Origin of the sequence: Granulicella aggregans, assembly GCF_014203275.1 — a bacterium.
In the GTDB taxonomy this organism is placed as follows: Bacteria; Acidobacteriota; Terriglobia; order Terriglobales; family Acidobacteriaceae; genus Edaphobacter.
The window spans coordinates 704,908-722,276 of the sequence record NZ_JACHIP010000003.1; the positions used below are offsets into that span (position 1 = coordinate 704,908).

Here is a 17,369-nt window from a genome sequence, read left to right on the forward strand (position 1 = left end):
ATCTAACGCCGTTGGAACTCTGGCGACCCAAAGAGCAGCCCGGCTGCCAGTGCAGCCTGGGTATCGGCAGGTAACGGAGCGGCACCGCGCATACCGGGGGTTCCAAAGGCAAGCGGATCGCGCTTCCGGTCAACCACGGCGACCTGCTTCAGACTTGCCTGCTGCTGTGCAGGGTCAGAGGTGACCTGAGCGAGAATGGCCTCGCGCGTCCGCTCGCTTACCGACAAGTGGAGTAGCTTTGTCTCAAGCTCCGATTCTTTTTCTGCCGGATCGAGCTCCGCGGTATTGAGAAACTGATTCCAATCGACTCTGACACCGACAACCCGGTTCGACGATAGAGCCAGCGCGAAGTTCAACCGAGCTATCAGTGATGCGGAGCTGTTCCACGGATCGGCCTTCATCGAATAGCCGTTCGGCGTCTGCATCCCGTATACCGGCATTCCCAGATCCGAGATCACATTGGCGATCGCACCTGCGCTCTCAACCTCCGCCCCCGAAGCGCGAACCGTCGAGACTACGAAATCCTGCGGCGTTTTCACCTTGGCGCGATACGTTGCCGTGGTGAAGAACTCCGGTGAGTTGACCATGGAAAGAAGAACCTTGCGGATGTCGCCATGCGTCGACTGAAAAGTCTTTGTCATCTGATCTATCAGCGCCTTCGGAGGATCGTCCGCCACGAAACGGACGGCAATTTTGGTGGAGATGAAACGGGCTGTCTGCGGACTCGTCGCCAGCATGTGCAGCACCTCCAGGCCCTCCTTTTCGCCGTTCTCCTTGATCTTCACCCCGAGCACGGTCTTCGACCCGGGCTCATGTCTGGTCTCGTCGAACTCCACCCGTGTGGGAACTCCTCCTTTCTCGGGCGATCCGACTGTCCATCCGGTGAAAACCTTGGCGACCTCGGTCACATCCTTCTGGGTATATCCTCCGTTGACCCCAAGCGTATGCAACTCCATGAGCTCTCGGGCGTAGTTCTCATTGAGGCCAGTCTGTTTCTTCGGCTGCCCGTGCCGCCCGCCGGCGCGTTCCGCAAACATCGATTTTGGTCCAATGCTCTGTGCGTTGTCGAGATAGTTCAGCATCGCAGGACTTCCAGCAGTCGCTACGAGCAGGCTCTCAAAGCTCCCAAGAGCATGCGGACGTATGGTGTCACGTTCATAACTATCAATGTAATAAGGAGCATCCTGTGATTTCTTCATGTAAACATTGAAGTGGTTGAGCCAAAAGTCAACCATCACTTCATCTAATTGCCGCTCGCTGTAGATGTCACGAAGAAGCTTAGTCTGCGTGTCTTCCGCTCCTACTAAGCCGACGGGGGATTCGAATGCAGCGAGTGCCTCGAACTGCGGGGGGGTAAATCCGTCAACCAGACGAATGCGATCTGCAGGCTGCGTGGAGCGGCGAAGTTCAGTCAGCTGCTGCGGCGTGAACTTGCACAACACGCTGAAACGGCTTTCTGGGGTCATCGCGATCAAGGTCGCGACATCCTGGGGGAGCGGCGGTGGCGGATCTTCGGCCATCTGGCCCTGGTCGCCGTCACCGTCTTTGTTCTTCAACTTCTCCTTGTACCTTTCGATGGAGTCTTTGTAGATAGCGTTCGCTATCTGTCCACCAGGCCGGTCCATCCTTCCGTTCATCTCTTTCCGGACCGCCTGGCGATTGGGATAGAGCGCCATGAGCTGTGGAAGGGGAAGCTGCATCGCGGGAAACCTTGCCAGCCGTCGATCTAAATCGCCGTCGTCAATCGTCTGAGGGGCAAGCTGGCGGTTGAACCATGTCTGAAGTCCCATGGAGCGCAACTTCTCAAGATCGCCCGGTCTCGGCCCATAGGTGAACCGGTTCAGCACCAGGAGCAGTTTTTCGTCCGGGCTAAGCTGACCGACCTTGGCTTTCAAGGGTGGATGCGCAGCAGCGGGACTCTGACCAAAGACTTCTACAGGTCCCATCAAGAGTGGAATGAGCAGTGCTGCTACGAGTGACGATGCCTTCGATCTGAGTCTGTGATTGGTCATGAGGTCTCCGCAGCGGTCCACGGAAATTGGAACCCAAGCCGTCGAGAGAAGTTCCGAGCTGTGCATCTGCTCTGGCAGGTCGATGTCCCGCCGGCGGGACCAGCGACCTGATACTCTCAGAGTCGTATGGCACTAGAAATTATTCTCAACGGCCATGTCCGCGTCTTTGCGGAGATGGAGAATGGCTCAACCATCGCACAGCTTCTCGGCGCTCTTGAGCTGAAAGCCGATCGGGTTGCGATCGAGCTCAATGGCGCAATCACTCCCAGAGCAGCGTGGGCAGAGACAATGATTGTCTCCAAAGACCGCATCGAACTTGTTCATTTTGTTGGAGGTGGGGCTCAATAGTTCAATTTTCGAATGAACTATTGAGGCCGCGCAATACCGCGAAATTAGGTTGTGACTAGCGATCTTTTCGATAGAGCAGATCTTTCATCGCGGCACGCCGGGCTTCGTTAGCCTCCGCGTTGGCCTTGCGTTCGTCTGCATCCATGCTTTGTTTGCCGCCCGCATACTGCGACTCTGGCTCGCTGCAACTGGGGCACCGATTGGCGAAGCCAGGCTTATTAGGCTTCAGCTCAAACTCTTCTGAACAGACGACACAAACTTTTACAGGGAACGCCATACTGTTCGTATTTTACGCGAAAGTTCAAGGGGAGAAGGCAGGCTGAAGCGCGCTGGCGTAGCTTAATCAAGCGTTACGATTCTGTTGGAGCAAAGCTAAACCGTCGCTGGATCTGCAAAGCGGTTCTGTCATCATAAAGCGCCGTAGTCGTCGTGCGGTGCGTAATGTGGGAATCGACGTACTGTGTGGATTCCCAAGGACTGTGGGAAGAGTGGGACAGTTTCATCGTTCCACGCTTTCCATCAGGCCGTCATTTCCACCGCAGCCGGCGGCGCGTTTTTTGCTTTGTAATTCACCCCGTAAAGTTGACGCGGGTTCTTCTTGTAGCCGCCCTTCTCGCTGTTGGTTTGTATCCTTGGAACAAGCGTTGCATCCTGTCTCGCCTTGATGATGGATAGGGCATGGCTCAGTCGTTTGCGCTCGACGATGGCTGCTGGGTTGACGCGCTGGTCCTTGTCGAAGACGCGGTAGGGAAGTACGTGCCCGTGCGAGCGCACCTCCAGCCGGCCATCGGGGAATGTGTAGATTTCGACGTATTTGCCGCCCAACTCTTCGCTGATCTCATTACGTTCCAGGATGAGCTGCTTACGGTCGTAGCTCAAGGTGAGTTGCTCACTGACATGGCGTTGCTCGCGTTGGCTCAGCACGTCGTTGAGTCTGCCGGGGGTGTTTAGTCTGCGATGAAGATCGGCTGCCGCTGCAGGCTTGAGTGCGAACCGCTTGTTGAAGCGTTCCACGAAGCCGGGCAGGAAGGCGTTGCCAGTCTCCAGATCACATACGTTCTCCAGACGTAACTCCTTGACCAGCCGATCCTGCAGGGTACGGTTGGCTCGTTCGACGCGCCCCTTGGCCTGGCTCGAGTTAGCGCAGATCATCTCGATGTTAAGCTCGGCCAGCGCACGGCCGAACTGAGTCATTCCGCAGCCGTTCTTCGTGTCCGGTCTGTTCACTCGGAAGACGGAGTGCTTGTCCGAGTAGAAGGCCACCGGACAACCATGCGTTTCCAGATAGCTGCGAAGAACCTCGAAGTAACTCGACGTGCTCTCACTGAGGACGAAGCGCAACTGCATCAAGCTGCTTGTGGCATCGTCGATGAAGACCAGCAACGTGCAGGGCTCGCCACGGTCTTCGAACCATCGATGTTCGCTGCCGTCGATCTGGATCAGCTCGCCGTAACTCTCGCGACGGAGCCTTGGCTGATGGAAGCTCCTGCGCTGCTTGCGTGACAACCACAGACCGGCCTCGACCATCCACTTGCGCAAGGTCTCGCGTGAGACCTCGACACCGTGACGCTCCAGCAGGACCTCCGCTGCAAGTGTCGGCCCGAAGTCACGGTAACTCTGCTGTACGAGTTCGAGAACCAGCTCACGTGTGCCTGCGCTTAACTTGTTGCTCGCCGGGCGGCCGCGGCTCTTATGGATCAGGGCTCCGCCGCCGCCATCACGGTATCTAGCTACCAGCCGTTGTGCCTGCCTCAAGCTCACATCCAGCACGCCCGCCGCCGACTCCGTCGTGCGCCGACCCGCCAGCACCTCGGTCAAGACCTCAACCCGTCGTAACTCCTGCTTGCTCATCTGTAGCCACCCCATCTGCCGCCTCCAACCCTCAGCTCAGGATGGGGCAGCGACACTTTGGCTTTGCAGAGCTATGACATTATTGCTTTGCGCTTACAGATTCAGGTATACATAATATGTGTTATCGGACGTAACCGATCCACCTGATGGAGAGGTGTTCTTTGAGGTTTGGCTTGGTAGGAGTTATTTATGGCGGAGAGACAGGGATTCGAACCCTGGATACCTTGCGGTATACACGCTTTCCAAGCGTGCGCCTTCAGCCACTCGGCCATCTCTCCGCAAATTGCGAGCCAGACTCACTTTACCACATGGCGGCTATCGGCCGACCCGATCCAAAGTGGGCTTGCAATTCCCTGAATCTACACTAACGCTGTCTGCTCATCAGGATAGAGCGACGCGTACTTGTTGATGCCCACCATCGTGAAGACCTTCTGGAAGTGGGCGCTCAGGCCGAAGATGCCGACCTTTCGCGTTCCGGACTTGCTTGCCTCCAGCAGTAGCTGAATGATGATCGCAATGCCCGAGGAGTTGATGTAATCGACAGCAGTAAAGTCCAGCAACACATTAGTCGTCGCCGCGCTCAGGCCGTGATACGCCTCGAGGATGGCTTCCTTTGAAGCTGACGAGATATCGCCGGAAAATGCGAGGACAGCAATGGATGTTCCTGCAGCGGAGGTAGCGGTGCGCTGGGTGACTTTTGTAGTCGCCTGCATTTATTGACTCTCCTTGCCTTGATGGGCGTCGTGATGGGCGTCGAGACGGATAACGAGACGGACGAAGCTCTTGCCGGGAGGCCCCTGGTGCCACTCCGCTTCGTCGACTAATGCTTGGATAAGAAACATGCCCATGCCGCGCGGATCTTCTTCACCGTGCATCTTGCGGTCGATGTCGGGCGAGGCTGGGGCCTTCGCGATTCCCGCGCCGTCGTCGATGACCTTTACTTCCAACTCATCGTCGGTCGTCGATAAGACGACTCCAACGTTGAGCGTGCTGTCGAGCTGATTGCCATGCTCGATGGCGTTGATGCACGCCTCGGCCACGGCAGTCTTCAAATCTTCGATCCGGTCGTTAGAAAATCCCATCAGCGCTGCCATGCTGGAGGCAGTGCTCATCGCGACCTTTTCAAAGCCGAGCTCGGAAGGGATACGGACTTCGACGGAACTTCCGCTTTTCATGAGGCAGCATGCTCCTGCGAAGAGGAATCGAGATGATAGATGGCGAGAGCGGTCATGTCGTCGGTTTGCGGCGCGCCGTCTGAAAATGTAGCCAGCGTCTCCCAGAGTGTATCGAGAATGTCCTTCGCCTGCGAAGAAGAGTGGTCCCGGAAAGCGTCCATCAAGCGGTCTGTACCGAACTCGTCATCCCCCTGGAAGACCTCCGTAAGGCCATCCGTATAGAGCAGAATCCGTGCACCGGGTGGGAATGAAAACGTCTCCGCAGAGTAGACCATGCCCGGCAGCATACCGAGAGGCGTGCCCGAAGCATCCAGCGTTTGCAGCGTGCCGTCCGCCAGGACGAGTGCGCCGGGATTGTGGCCCGCGTTCACGACCTCCACCTCGCCGTTCTTCGAATCCAGGCGCACGAAGATCGCGGTGACATATCGCCGTTGCGCCTCGGTTCCCTCATCCCAATGCTGTTGACCGATGCGGCTTACGAGCTCCTTCAGCGGCATAGGCTGGCTCGCAAGCGAGCGAAACGCAGCCCGGAAGCTGGTGGCGACGATCGCCGATGCGAGTCCCTTGCCCGCGACGTCGGCTACCAGCATAAGTTCGCTGCCGTCCGGAAGCGTAAGCGTGTCCATGTAGTCGCCGCCTACCTCATAGCAGGTGCTCGACTGCCCGGCAATCGAGTAGCGCTCGATCTCGGGCATACTCCGTGGCAGAAGCGAACGCTGGATAGCACGAGCCGCATCGAGATCCTGCTGCACCCGCGCCCATTGCAGGTCGCGCTCATGCAGCGTGGCGTTCTCCAGGGCGACCGCAGCCTGCAGCACCAGGCCTTCGACGAAATCCTGCTCGTACAGTGAGAACGATCCATCGGAAGGTGTCGCCAGCACAAGCTCCGCGAGGACCTGATTCTCCTTTGAAAGAAGTGGAAACCGCCGGCAACCCTCGTAAGGCTCCGCGGGCATATGTCCCCACATCTTCGACATCACCCTGGATGAGGTCGAGAGAAAGAGCGCGCCTTCCATCTCGAGTTCGCGCACAAGGATCTGTGCCGTCCGGTCCATCACTTCATCAGGAAGAATGGTCGAGTGAATCTGCCGCGTGGCTTCCAGCAGCGCCTGGAGACGCGCCACCTGCTGCTCAAGAGGCAATGTATCTTGTGACAAATAAGGAGGCGGTAGATCCATAAGATTAAAGGGTCCTGACGACACGCCGAATCGTTGATCCGGCCCTTGCGAGTGAATCCTGGTGGAACATGGGGAAGAGCCTCATAGTATCCAATTGAGCGTCGCAGGGGCAAGACGAATCTGCCCAGACCGCCATACGGGCCGCCTGCGATGCTAACTTGCCCGCGATTACGCGACTCGCTCCACGGCGAGTGAGCCGGCGGCCTCTCCTTCTGCCACACTGGGCAGGTAGATCGTGAAGGTCGAGCCTTTACCGAGCTTGGTCTCAAACTCGATCCATCCCCCCATCATGCGGGTCAATCGTTGGCTGATCGCGAGACCAAGGCCTGTACCTCCGTGCCTACGCGTCGCGGAGGAGTCAACCTGCGAAAACGCCTGGAAGAGCTTCGCCTTATCGTCCTCGGCGATGCCAATCCCTGTGTCACTAACCTCCCAGCAACTCCATATCGCTCCGTCTCTCACACGTTCCTCGACCCGCAGCCGAACGATGCCACCCTCCGTAAACTTGCAAGCATTGCTGAGGAGGTTGAGCAAGCATTGGCGGAACTTCGTCACGTCCACGTAGATGGTGGCATTCGCATCCTCCGTGGATGCGAGAAAGACGTTCTTGTTCTTGCGGGCGATAGGGTCAATCGTCGCTACGATATCGTTCACCAGCGTCCCAACCTGCGCGGGCTCGGAGAATAGTTCAACCCGCCCAGCTTCGATCTTCGATAGGTCAAGCACATCATTGATCAGCATCAGGAGGTGTCGGCCAGCGGATTCGATCCGCTTCAGGTCGGCAACCTCCGACTGGTTCCCTGCCGCTTCCGCATCCTCTTCCAGCATCTCGCTGTAGCCAAGGATTGCGTTGAGCGGTGTCCGAAGCTCATGGCTCATATTCGCCAGAAAGGCACTCTTGGCACGATTCGACTCTTCGGCGACCAACTTGGCGTTCAACAGGTCCTGCTGAATCACCTCTCTCTCCGCGATCTCATTTTGAAGTTCTCTCGTGCGGTCGGCCACCCTTACCTCCAGATCGTCCTGGGCACGCTTCAACTCCAGATCGCGTTGGCTTACCTGCTCCATCATGGAGTTGAACTGATCGATCAGCACCCCCGTTTCGTCTTCCGATCTCGAAGCTGCGCGAATCGAGTAGTTCCCTCCCTTCGAAACTCGTTTTGCAACTTGGGTCAGGTGAATAATCGGGTCTGATATCAGACGCTGCAGACGCAACGACATCAGCATCGCCAGCAGAGTAGATGTAAGCAGCACGAGCGCACCGATGATCCCGAACCTTCGCAGGCGCGAATACATCTCCACTAGGCTCACACGCAGAAGCAGACTTCCACTGACTTCGTTGTCCGTCACAATCGGGTGAAGGACAGTGAAGTTACGAAAATTGAAGCGGAGCGGCACGACGATCTGATGCTGAGTACAGGCGCGATCAGCAGATGTTCTTATGTAGCTTGCAAACAGGTTCCCATGCCTGTCATAGAGACACGCGGACTCCATCCGCGAATCCGCTCGGAGCACCGCCAGCGACTCCGCCGCCGCCTTCTGATCGGCGAAGGTCAACGCAGGGGTGCTCGATTCCCCCAGCATCTGTGCCATTGTCGAGACCTCCTGCACCAGCGTCTGCCTGTACGCAAGTGTTAGATAGATCCAGAAGACAATGCAGGCGAGAGTCAACGCCACCACCGTGTTCGCCGTGAACAGCAGCATCAGCTTCCTTTTGATCGAGCCCGACCACAAGCTGCGCATCGAGAGTCTTTCTTCGCCCCATAAGAAGTTCATCGCGACACCGTCGCAATCTTCAGGAGTTTGGAGCTCAGTGTTAAACCGCTCTGCTGGGCGGCCTTGAGATCAACAACGATCTGAACCCGGCTATCCACCATGGGGAGAGAGATTACGATGCCCCCCGTCGTGGGATTATCGCTAATGGTAAGTACCGCGCACTTGGCGATGTCAGCTGGTGCCTCGAAGATTTTCTTCCGATCTAGCTTCGGGGCGTAGAGGACGTGGCAACTAGCCGCAGCGGACGCGGAAGAGATTCGCCGCACAGTCACCTTGCGGTCTTGTCCCGAGCTCTCGCGAGATTGACGGTCGCGGACTAGAGCCTCGGTGTCGTCGCCCACAGCATCACTCGCGAGAAAGCAGAGAACGAAAGGTGCGGACGGCTCGTTGAACTTCCAGGGAGGCCACTCGACGTACCGGGTGAGGTTGAAGATCATGGCGGCTCGAATTTGCGCCTCATCCACCACTGGCGCAGCCTGCCCCAAGGACGGAGTATCCGTCGCAGCGTTGAAAGACATGACGAGCAAGAGAAGGCGCAACACTCTCCACCCAGGTTTGATCGGAGTGGTCACGTCTCAGAAGCTCCATAAGAGTTTTACGAAGGCACTGCGCGGAATCTGCGAACCTACCGAGTAGCCGTCGTCCGCAGGGTTCAGCTCAACATGCCGGGATTCCTGCAAATTTTCGCCTCCCGCAGTGATCTGGAGATTCTCCTTCAGGCTGAACGAGAGGTGAGCGTCCGCTCGCAGATACGCACCTACATGGGAGTTAGGATCGACCGGATCGTCAGGCAATTGGGTTACTGTGTAGAGCGACGAATAGAAGGTCCACCGGCGAGCGAACTCCCACGTTCCTCGCAGGCTGAGAGTGTTCGTCGGGGTTGACCAGGAATCGCCAGTGGTCGAGGAACTGACATGGTCCAGCCAGCGACGTGCGTTGATCCACGAGTACGCCGCATCCATTCGAACTGAGCTAACCGGCCGAAATGAGACCGCTGCCTCCACCCCATCGCTGCGTGCTTCCAGCAGGTTGCCGTAGACGATCGGGATAACCACCTCAGGTGTTGGACTTGCTACAAGATAAGGCTGAAGCTGCGATTGACTCCTGAGCCTCTTGTATTGGTTGTAGAACCCTGCAATGTCAACGGACAGACTCTTGCCGAGTGCCTGCCTGTAACCAGCTTCATACGCGTGTACAACCTCTGACTTGAAATCGGCATTCCCTTCTGCCAGGATGTCCGTCAGGATGGGTCCGTCGTTTGGAATAGGTCGCAGATAGTGGAGGTCTCGTTCCTGGACCGAAGGTGTACGTACAGCCCGTGAAACCGCTGCCCAGACAGCATGCCGTTCATCGGGCGTCCAAATCCCCCGGAGACCCGGTTGAATCTCAACCCCAGTGTAAGAAGTGTTGAGCAGTTTGAATCCGCCCGTGACTTTCACTCTTCGAGGCACGACAACTAGATCATCCTCAAAAAGGAAACTGTACAGAATGTCGCGGTAGTGCTCCCGGTTGAACGTAACGGGGTCACTCTCGATCCGGTCCGTAACCAGCCGATACCCTACACCCAGAGTCGCCTCATTTTGCTTATACCGAGGCAGGTGTGCAAGCAAATCAAGATCGAGCGTGCGTTCGCGCCCATTGCCCGATAACTCAGCGTGATTCTCCTGGTTGTAATAAGTCTGCAGTCCCAGGTCCCATTGCGAAAAGGTATGGTCCCATCGGGCTAGGGCAAAGCCACCCTCGGTATTCACGTTGGATGAGGTCGGCTCATTGACTCCATCGACATGAACTCTCTCGTCACCATGACCTCGGTACAGATCTCCCTGAAAGGAGACCGAGTCTTGGGGATGCGCTTGCCAATCGGCGCGCGCTCCTACCCGCACGGAGCTACCAGCGTCCCCGGCGCCCTTGCCGGTCGCAGTGACCAGTTGATTGCGCTCCAGGAACTTTACATACGATCGATACTTCAATTGCTTCCCGATTCCTCCGCCAAATCGCGCCGCCCCCTCTTCGTCCAGGCGACCTCCTTCGCCGATCAACAGCGCACCTTTGGTATCCCCAGCCTTTAGGGTGATGATGTTGATGATCCCATTCACCGCGTTGGCGCCCCACAGCGTTCCGCCGGGACCTCGGATCACCTCGATGCGATCAATGTCCTCGAGCAGCAGGTCGTTCTGGTCCCAATAGACCCCGGAGTATATTTCGGAATAGATACCCCGGCCATCGATGAGGACCAGCATCTTGTCAGCAAATCTTCCGTTGAATCCACGGCTGCTCACCGCCCACTCGTTGGCATAGAGCTGCGCAACCTGCATCCCAGGCACCATGCGCATCAACTCCGGCAGACTCCTGATTCCGCTTCTGCGAATGTCGTCGTGAGTGATCACAAAGACCGCAGCCGGTGTCGCGAAGAGTTGCTGATCCTTGCGCGCGACTGAACTGACCTCAATCTTCGTTAGATCTTCCAGGCTTAGTTGGGACAGATCGGATGCCTGCTGCGCCCAGGCGGTCACCAGGCACGCAGAGACCACGCAGGCCGAGATTGCGAGTTGAAGAGCTGCACCAGCCACTTTTGCTCGGAATCTCCGTGACATCAGACCGGCTCCTCGCGCGGGGAGTGCAATGCCTCGATCGTCGGGCCGCCTATTCGATGTTTCTCCTGGCCCCGTTTCGGACCAAGCATGCGTTCCGCTGCCGCTGCGTTTACGGGACGAGAGAAGAGGAATCCCTGGCCATACTTGCAACCTAGCTCGCGCAGACGCGAGACATGGGCCGCATTCTCTACACCCTCCGCGACAACCTCCATCTTCAGATTGCCGGCCATCTGCACGATGGTCCGCACAATCTCTTCGATCTCCACACTGTCCTGATCCAGCTCCTTGGTGAAGGAGCGATCGATCTTGAGCGAATCGAAGGGAAACTGGCAAAGGTATTTCAGGCACGAATATCCGGTTCCAAAGTCATCGATCTTCAAGCCGATGCCAAGTCGCTTGAGAGCGTGCAGCACAGCCTTCGCCTGGTCGATGTCCTCCATTAGCAGGCTCTCAGTAAGCTCAAGGTTGAGGCTCGAAGCGGGCAGCCCGGTTCTCTGCAGGATCTCCGTCACGCTGCTGACCAGGTTCGGTTCCTTGCACTGCTGTGGCGACAGGTTGACCGAAACTTCAAAGTCTTCAGCAAGGTTGTACTGCTTGCGCCAGAGCTGCGTCTGTTCGCAAGCTCGTTCAAGAACCCACAGCCCGATATCGTGGATGATCCCGCTCTCCTCTGCGATAGGGATGAACTCGAGTGGCGACACCTGGCCGCGAGTAGGGTGGTTCCATCGCACCAGAGCCTCGAAACCGCAGATGGCTCCCGTATCCAGGTGCACGCGTGACTGGTAGAAGACCTCAAACTCCTCTCTCTTCACCGCAGTCCTAAGATCGATATCCAGCTGCAATCGCTGGTCGCGAAGTTTACTCATGGACTCTTCGAACAGCACCCACTTTCCGGCCCCGCGCAATTCGGCAGCGGACGTTGCCGTGTTCGCATCGCGAAGCACGTCCTCCGCGCTCTTGTGGTCAGGTCTCCCAATCACCAGTCCGAGGCTGATAGAGCAGAAGATTTCGCGCTCCTCGATAGAGAACGAAGGACGCATCTCGCGAGTCAGAAGATCGGCAAGCAACTCCGCCTGGGAAACGTGCCTCAGTGGATCAACCAGAATCGCGAACTCGTCTTCGGCAAGACGGGCAAAGATGGGCGGGTTTCCGGGGTTCTCCAATTCGGAGCTTCCGAATTCTGAAAGCACCTTCTGTACTCTTTCGGCGAAGCGTATCAATAGAAGCTGACATCCTGCTTGAGTAAGGCTCGGCTTCAGATGCTTGAAATGGTCGATGTCGAATAGGAGAACGCAGAATCTGCCCGAAGGCACTCGTGCCCGCCGCAGGATCGCTGTCTCGATCTCTTCTTCGAGCACACGCTTGTTTGCTAGCCCCGTAAGGGTGTCGATCGTCAGCCGTGCGGTCACGTCAGTGATCGAACCGACTCGGCGAATCGGTACACCGTCAGCATTCCGGAGAGTCACGCCGCGCAGCGAATACCAGCGATACCGCCCGCTCTCGTGCCGCAATCGAAACTGGCTCGCGCTCTCATCTGCTGGATCATCCGTAGAAGTGAAAGCAAGAGCGAAGGCGCGACGGTCACCGGGGTGGACACGGGCCACGCAGCTTCGCGGATGGTAAGCCTGCTCCCGCGCCGCGAGACCGACCAGGCTATGCAACTCTCGCGTACAGAAGACGGTATTGCTCGTAAGGTCCCAGTCCCATAGGCCTTCACCAGAGCCCCTGGCCGCGAGGACGTGGCGCTCTTCGTTCTTCCGAACCTTGTCCTCTTCCCTTCCCATCGCAAGCTGTGTACGAATTCGAGCCAGCGCAATCTGGAAGTCGAGAGGTTTGGTCACATAGTCGTTCGCGCCCAGGTCCAGGGCCAGTGCAATCGCAGAGCTATCGCTGACGGCCGTCACCATGATGACGGGCAATCGCTGCGCTGACTTGCTCGCTCGGATCTTGCGCAATACCTCGGTACCGGTCATCCCCGGCATCATCTGATCGAGCAACACCAGGTCCACTGGCGACTCCTCCAGCATACGAAGGGCTTGCTCGCCATTGCTTGCCGAAACGACGTTGTATCCGCATCGGCTCAAGCGCCGCGACAGCATGTCGACATTGCTATCTTCGTCATCGACGATCAGGACTTTGCTGGAAGATTCCATCTACAGATCCTTCCCGGCGACGAACTCCGTCATCTTCCCAAGGAGTCGCGAGTACTCTACCGGCTTGGTCTCAAACTCATCGCATCCCGCGAGCATCGCCTTCTCGCGGTCACCGTTCATCGCATGAGCAGTCAACGCAATAATAGGAATATCGCGAGTGTGCAGGTTCTCCTTCAGCAGCCGAGTCACACTCCAGCCGTCCATCTCCGGCAGGCTCATGTCCATCAGGATCAGATCGAACTCCCCGCCGCGCGCACGTTCCAGCCCTTGAACTCCATCGATCGCGACCTCCACCTCCCAGCCGCTCCGCCGCAGTCGTCGTGAAAGCATGTCCCGGTTGAACTCGTTGTCTTCAACCAGCAGAACCCTCCCCACGTACGCGTGATGGTGAGCAACCGCCGGTTGATAGTCTCTGGCCAGAGCCTGCATTACTTGCCTCTTTCTTCGCGTTGATTGTGAATGGAAATACTTCGAGACAGAGTGTCCTCTGGAGCGCCTATCGGCTCAGAGATGTCTGAAAGTGAGTTGGAAGATTTCGTGGAGATACATCTTTGGTGGAATTCACCGGGACACGTCTGTGCGCGTTCCCTGTTTCGAGCAGAAGCGAATGCTCCGCGGAATGGGTCAAAAGAAAAGGCCCCGGAAGTATCCGGGGCCTTTCTATCTTGCACATCGCTGAAGACGCTTCAACCTTACCTTTCAGACTGAAGTTTGATCGGCTTATCGGGATCAGGCAGATCGCCGGGAAGCGGCTTCTTCTTCCGCTTCACCGGAGGGGCCGAGCTCGGAGGACGCTGCTTCCCTCTTCCGTTCTTCTTGCCGTTTGGTTCGACAACTGCACGCATCCAGTACTCGCCGTTCCCATCCACTTCAATTCCGTGAGTCTCGCGTTCAAAGCCGGGAAACCGCTTGCCAAACTCTTCCATGGCAAGAATCAGCTTGATGACCGGGCTGTCTGAACCTCCAAGGCGTTCCCCAGGCATGCTCATAGGAATGCCCGGAGGATACGGCACCAGCATCACGGCAGCGATTCGTCCCGCCATCTCCGCAAAGCGAATCTTCTCTGTCTCATTTCGCAACAGCTTCTGATAGGTCTGCGACGGTGTCAGGATAGGGTCGAAGTCCTCATCGCAGGCAGCATTCACCAGCCCCGAAAGATTGAGCTGCTGCATGACGGCGTGCATCTCATCCGACAACTCTTTCAGCGTCACGTTCCGATAGCGATGCGGATACTTGGAGACGAGCTCTGGCAGAGCCTCCTCAAGCGACGCCTCAGAGTCGTAGAGCCGCTTGAACTCAAAGAGATTCTCAAGCAGCGCTCCCCACTTTCCTTTGCTGGTACCGACTGAAAAGAGCACAAGGACGGTGTAGTCACCGGTACGCGCGATCTCTACACGTCGCCCATCAAGGAACTCCGTAAGGATCGCCGCAGGAATTCCCCATTCTCCAATCACGCCCTGCGCGTTCACTCCTGGAGTAAGGATGGTGACCTTTGCAGGATCCAGCATGCAGTAGTCGTCGGCGATGTCTTCATCTTGGAAGCCATGCCAATCCTCGCCCGGCTTTAGCGTCCAGCAACTCGAACGGTTGGTAAGCGCACCATCAGGGCACTCCTCGAACAGATACTTCTTCCCATCAAGCGGGTCGGTTACAGAGTCGGGCTGGTAAAGGCTGAAGAACCATCCCTGCTCAGCGGCAAGTAGCCTGTGAGCGATCGAAGACATGGCCTTGCGGAACGCGATGGCGTCCTGCAGCGTCTCGGACATCAAGGTCGGCCCGGCAGGCTCGTCCATCATCGCTGCGGCCACATCCAGCGAAGCGATCAGCGGATAGAACGGCGACGTCGTCCCATGCATCATGAACGACTCGTTGAACTGGTCGTAGTCAAGCGGCGCCCGGGGGCTCAGCTTGACGTGCACCATCGATGCCATAGAGAACGCAGCGAGCATCTTGTGCGTCGACTGTACAGAGAAGATCGTAGGCCGGTCCGGCATGTCGTCCGGAACGTCCATCGCAAATCTTCCGCGATAGATCTGGTGGAACTTCGCATAGGCATACCAGGCCTCGTCGAAGTGAAGGCGAGGCACGCTCTTCGAAAGCACTTCGGCAACGCGGTTCACGTCATAGCAGAGCCCGTCGTAGGTCGAATTCGTCACGACCGCGTAAGTCGGCTTCTTTGACGGAGCTCCCGCACTAAAAGGACTCTTGTCGATCAGCGCCTGAATGTTCTCCGGACTGAACCGCTTGATGGGCACCAGGCCAATCATCCCGTAGCCATTGCGCGTCGGCTTGAAGTAAACAGGCCGCGCCCCGGTGACCGTTAGCGAATGGCAGATGGACTTATGGCAGTTCGCATCCGCAAGAACAATGTCATCCTGCGCGATCACACCATGACCCACGATCTGGTTCGAAGTCGACGAACCGCCCAGAACATAGAATGTCCAGTCCGCACCAAAGATGCGAGCGGCGTTCCGTTCCGACTCTCCCGGAGGCCCCAGGTGATCCAGCCACGAACCCAGCGGCGATGTCGAAATGCCGAGGTCCGAACGCATGATGTTCTCACCGAAAAACTTGTGAAACTCCATCCCAACGGGATGCTTCAGGAAGGCCACGCCACCCATGTGCCCCGGCGCGTCCCACGAGTAGGCTCCCTGGTCGTTGTACTTCTTCAGCTCGCGGAAATAAGGCGGAAGCAACTGCGCGTGATAACGTTCGACCGCGAAGTCCACGCGGTTCGCGATGAACGCTGGCGTGTCGCCGAAGAGGTGAATGTACTCATGCACCTGCTGGACGACCTCAAGTGGAAGTTCGCTGACCAGAGTTCGATCCGCGATCAGAAAGATCGGAATCTTCTTGTTGCGCCTTCTGACCGCACGCAAGATCTCTAACGCTACGCGCTCTTCAAACTGATTGTCCCCTTCAAGGTCCCAATCCAACAGGATCGCACTATGCGATGGATCGCTGGTAACCAGTGATAATCCATCCTCCGGCGTCGACGTCCGGACGACCTCGTAACCCTCTTCACCAATCGCGTTGATCAGACGCTCCATAGCGCGGTCGGACACCGAGTCCGTACCACCCACCTCACTCGCAATCAACAACACCCAACGGCCTTCGCTCATACACCTCTCACTTCAAATCTCATGGTACAGCCAGAGTTTGAATGGAGTATGCACAGGCCAGGCTGCGAGATCTTTCCTCCGTCTGAAAGCGCTCCGGCCTCGCAAATTTGAGGCCGGCCCACGCAGCACTTATTCAGCTGAAATACCTTCTAAATTGCCCGGACGGACAGATTGTGGCGCACTGAGTTTAACTTTATGCAGAGACGTCTCCGCCTGCACCCGCTGCAGTTTTTTGTCGGAACCTGAAATTACGAAGGAGGCGACATAGGTCTCCGAGATTGTCTTTCGAAACTCCGACAAGAGTGGAGCCAGGGATACCGGGTTCCCGGTGCCCTGATAGAGTGCGTGCCCACCGGTCCCATCTGCCACCTGCGTGAGATAGCTCTGGCCGCTGAAGCTCGCTCTTTCGCCGCGAAACCCCGCATTGCCAAAGTAGATCGATGAGACCGCCACGCCGGCCCTCTGCGCATCCCGGATTGCCGCCTCAACATAAGGACTATCCTGGTTCAAGATGCTTGTGCTCCCGTTATAGGGATCGACGCCATTGGTGACCATAAGCACAAAGCGTGCTCCCGGTCGCGAGCCATCCGCAGGCCAATGCTTCACAAACTCTGAAAGACAGAAGTATGGACTGCCGCTGATTCCCGGTGATCCCAGCGGAAGTCGAAAGCTCGCAGCCGCAGCACCATGATCGGTTGTGAAGCTTTGTGCGGTGAAGACAGTTCCATTCCGCATATACCCCACGTAGATCTGCGCTCCCTCAGGAAGCTCTTTGGTGAATGCCTGTAAAGAATTCAGCTCCGTTCCAATGGACTGGCGCAGACCTTCATCGATCAGAATCGCTACTTGAACTCCACTCGCCGGCACCTGCGACCAGCCTGTCAGCTTCTCTTCTTTCCCATTGACCTTGATCCTGATGTCCGAGATGGCCGGAATCTGATCGCCCTTTGCACTTACTCCCACCAATGCGTCTGTCTGCCGAGGGCCTTCCACCTGTGCAATCGCTACACCCGCACTCAGTGCAAGTGTCACAGCCAAAACCAATACTTTCATCATTGCGGTATTCCGCCTTCCCTGCTCCATCAGTTCGATGCGATTGCGGCCAGTCTCGGCTTACTTATTCCGAGACGGCCTCGCAATCGACACAGAGAGAAAGGCCT

13 protein-coding genes and 1 tRNA gene are annotated in these 17,369 nt (G+C 57.1%); 1 reads left to right on the top strand and 13 read right to left on the bottom strand.

Annotated elements, in window-relative coordinates:
• Positions 1 to 2 precede the first annotated feature (2 nt).
• A complete protein-coding gene (locus tag HDF16_RS13180; RefSeq protein WP_184217213.1) occupies positions 3 to 2,012 on the bottom strand; it encodes a DUF1800 domain-containing protein in 2,010 nt (669 codons plus the stop codon).
• 126 nt (positions 2,013 to 2,138) lie between these two features.
• On the opposite strand from HDF16_RS13180, the gene thiS reads away from it, so the two are divergent.
• Positions 2,139 to 2,360, top strand: coding sequence for a sulfur carrier protein ThiS (thiS, locus tag HDF16_RS13185; RefSeq protein ID WP_184217215.1), 222 nt, complete (start codon positions 2,139 to 2,141; stop codon positions 2,358 to 2,360).
• Positions 2,361 to 2,879: 519 nt separating this feature from the next.
• Here thiS and HDF16_RS13195 read toward each other — a convergent pair.
• From HDF16_RS13195 to HDF16_RS13250, 12 genes are all read right to left on the bottom strand, one after another.
• Positions 2,880 to 4,226, bottom strand: coding sequence for an ISNCY family transposase (locus HDF16_RS13195; protein WP_348641318.1), 1,347 nt, complete (start codon positions 4,224 to 4,226; stop codon positions 2,880 to 2,882).
• A 175-nt stretch (positions 4,227 to 4,401) separates the two neighbouring features.
• Positions 4,402 to 4,489: transfer RNA gene (locus tag HDF16_RS13200), tRNA-Ser, on the bottom strand.
• Between the two features lie 81 nt (positions 4,490 to 4,570).
• Positions 4,571 to 4,924 carry an STAS domain-containing protein gene (locus HDF16_RS13205; RefSeq protein ID WP_184217219.1) on the bottom strand — a complete coding sequence of 118 codons (354 nt, stop codon included), beginning with the start codon at positions 4,922 to 4,924 and terminating at the stop codon, positions 4,571 to 4,573.
• Complete coding sequence (locus tag HDF16_RS13210; RefSeq protein ID WP_184217221.1) at positions 4,925 to 5,386, bottom strand: ATP-binding protein; 462 nt, start codon at positions 5,384 to 5,386, stop codon at positions 4,925 to 4,927.
• Positions 5,383 to 6,528, bottom strand: a complete 1,146-nt coding sequence (locus HDF16_RS13215) for a PP2C family protein-serine/threonine phosphatase (protein WP_246409051.1) — start codon at positions 6,526 to 6,528, stop codon at positions 5,383 to 5,385. The genes HDF16_RS13210 and HDF16_RS13215 overlap by 4 nt, the downstream gene beginning before the upstream one ends.
• Before the next feature lie 204 nt (positions 6,529 to 6,732).
• Positions 6,733 to 8,268: an ATP-binding protein gene (locus HDF16_RS13220; RefSeq protein WP_184217225.1), complete on the bottom strand. Its 1,536-nt coding sequence runs from the start codon at positions 8,266 to 8,268 to the stop codon at positions 6,733 to 6,735.
• Positions 8,269 to 8,336: 68 nt separating this feature from the next.
• Positions 8,337 to 8,879: a YfiR family protein gene (locus HDF16_RS13225; RefSeq protein ID WP_184217226.1), complete on the bottom strand. Its 543-nt coding sequence runs from the start codon at positions 8,877 to 8,879 to the stop codon at positions 8,337 to 8,339.
• Between the two features lie 36 nt (positions 8,880 to 8,915).
• Positions 8,916 to 10,934: a TonB-dependent receptor plug domain-containing protein gene (locus tag HDF16_RS13230; RefSeq protein WP_184217228.1), complete on the bottom strand. Its 2,019-nt coding sequence runs from the start codon at positions 10,932 to 10,934 to the stop codon at positions 8,916 to 8,918.
• Complete coding sequence (locus HDF16_RS13235) at positions 10,934 to 13,087, bottom strand: putative bifunctional diguanylate cyclase/phosphodiesterase (RefSeq protein WP_184217230.1); 2,154 nt, start codon at positions 13,085 to 13,087, stop codon at positions 10,934 to 10,936. The genes HDF16_RS13230 and HDF16_RS13235 overlap by 1 nt, the downstream gene beginning before the upstream one ends.
• Positions 13,088 to 13,516 (bottom strand): response regulator, encoded by a 429-nt coding sequence (locus HDF16_RS13240; protein WP_221312716.1) that lies wholly within the window; start codon positions 13,514 to 13,516, stop codon positions 13,088 to 13,090.
• A 263-nt stretch (positions 13,517 to 13,779) separates the two neighbouring features.
• Entirely contained in the window at positions 13,780 to 16,209 is a 2,430-nt protein-coding gene (locus tag HDF16_RS13245) for an Orn/Lys/Arg decarboxylase N-terminal domain-containing protein (protein ID WP_184217232.1), read from the bottom strand.
• A 129-nt stretch (positions 16,210 to 16,338) separates the two neighbouring features.
• Entirely contained in the window at positions 16,339 to 17,265 is a 927-nt protein-coding gene (locus HDF16_RS13250; RefSeq protein WP_184217234.1) for a hypothetical protein, read from the bottom strand.
• Positions 17,266 to 17,369 lie beyond the last annotated feature (104 nt).

Coding starts and splice junctions, on each gene's coding strand:
- HDF16_RS13230 (WP_184217228.1), bottom strand. CDS start 10,934: ATGTCACGGAGATTCCGAGCAAAAGTGGCTGGTGCAGCTCTTCAACTC.
- HDF16_RS13250 (WP_184217234.1), bottom strand. CDS start 17,265: ATGATGAAAGTATTGGTTTTGGCTGTGACACTTGCACTGAGTGCGGGT.
- HDF16_RS13195 (WP_348641318.1), bottom strand. CDS start 4,226: ATGGGGTGGCTACAGATGAGCAAGCAGGAGTTACGACGGGTTGAGGTC.
- HDF16_RS13180 (WP_184217213.1), bottom strand. CDS start 2,012: ATGACCAATCACAGACTCAGATCGAAGGCATCGTCACTCGTAGCAGCA.
- HDF16_RS13210 (WP_184217221.1), bottom strand. CDS start 5,386: ATGAAAAGCGGAAGTTCCGTCGAAGTCCGTATCCCTTCCGAGCTCGGC.
- thiS (WP_184217215.1), top strand. CDS start 2,139: ATGGCACTAGAAATTATTCTCAACGGCCATGTCCGCGTCTTTGCGGAG.
- HDF16_RS13245 (WP_184217232.1), bottom strand. CDS start 16,209: ATGAGCGAAGGCCGTTGGGTGTTGTTGATTGCGAGTGAGGTGGGTGGT.
- HDF16_RS13235 (WP_184217230.1), bottom strand. CDS start 13,087: ATGGAATCTTCCAGCAAAGTCCTGATCGTCGATGACGAAGATAGCAAT.
- HDF16_RS13240 (WP_221312716.1), bottom strand. CDS start 13,516: ATGCAGGCTCTGGCCAGAGACTATCAACCGGCGGTTGCTCACCATCAC.
- HDF16_RS13220 (WP_184217225.1), bottom strand. CDS start 8,268: ATGCTGCTGTTCACGGCGAACACGGTGGTGGCGTTGACTCTCGCCTGC.
- HDF16_RS13205 (WP_184217219.1), bottom strand. CDS start 4,924: ATGCAGGCGACTACAAAAGTCACCCAGCGCACCGCTACCTCCGCTGCA.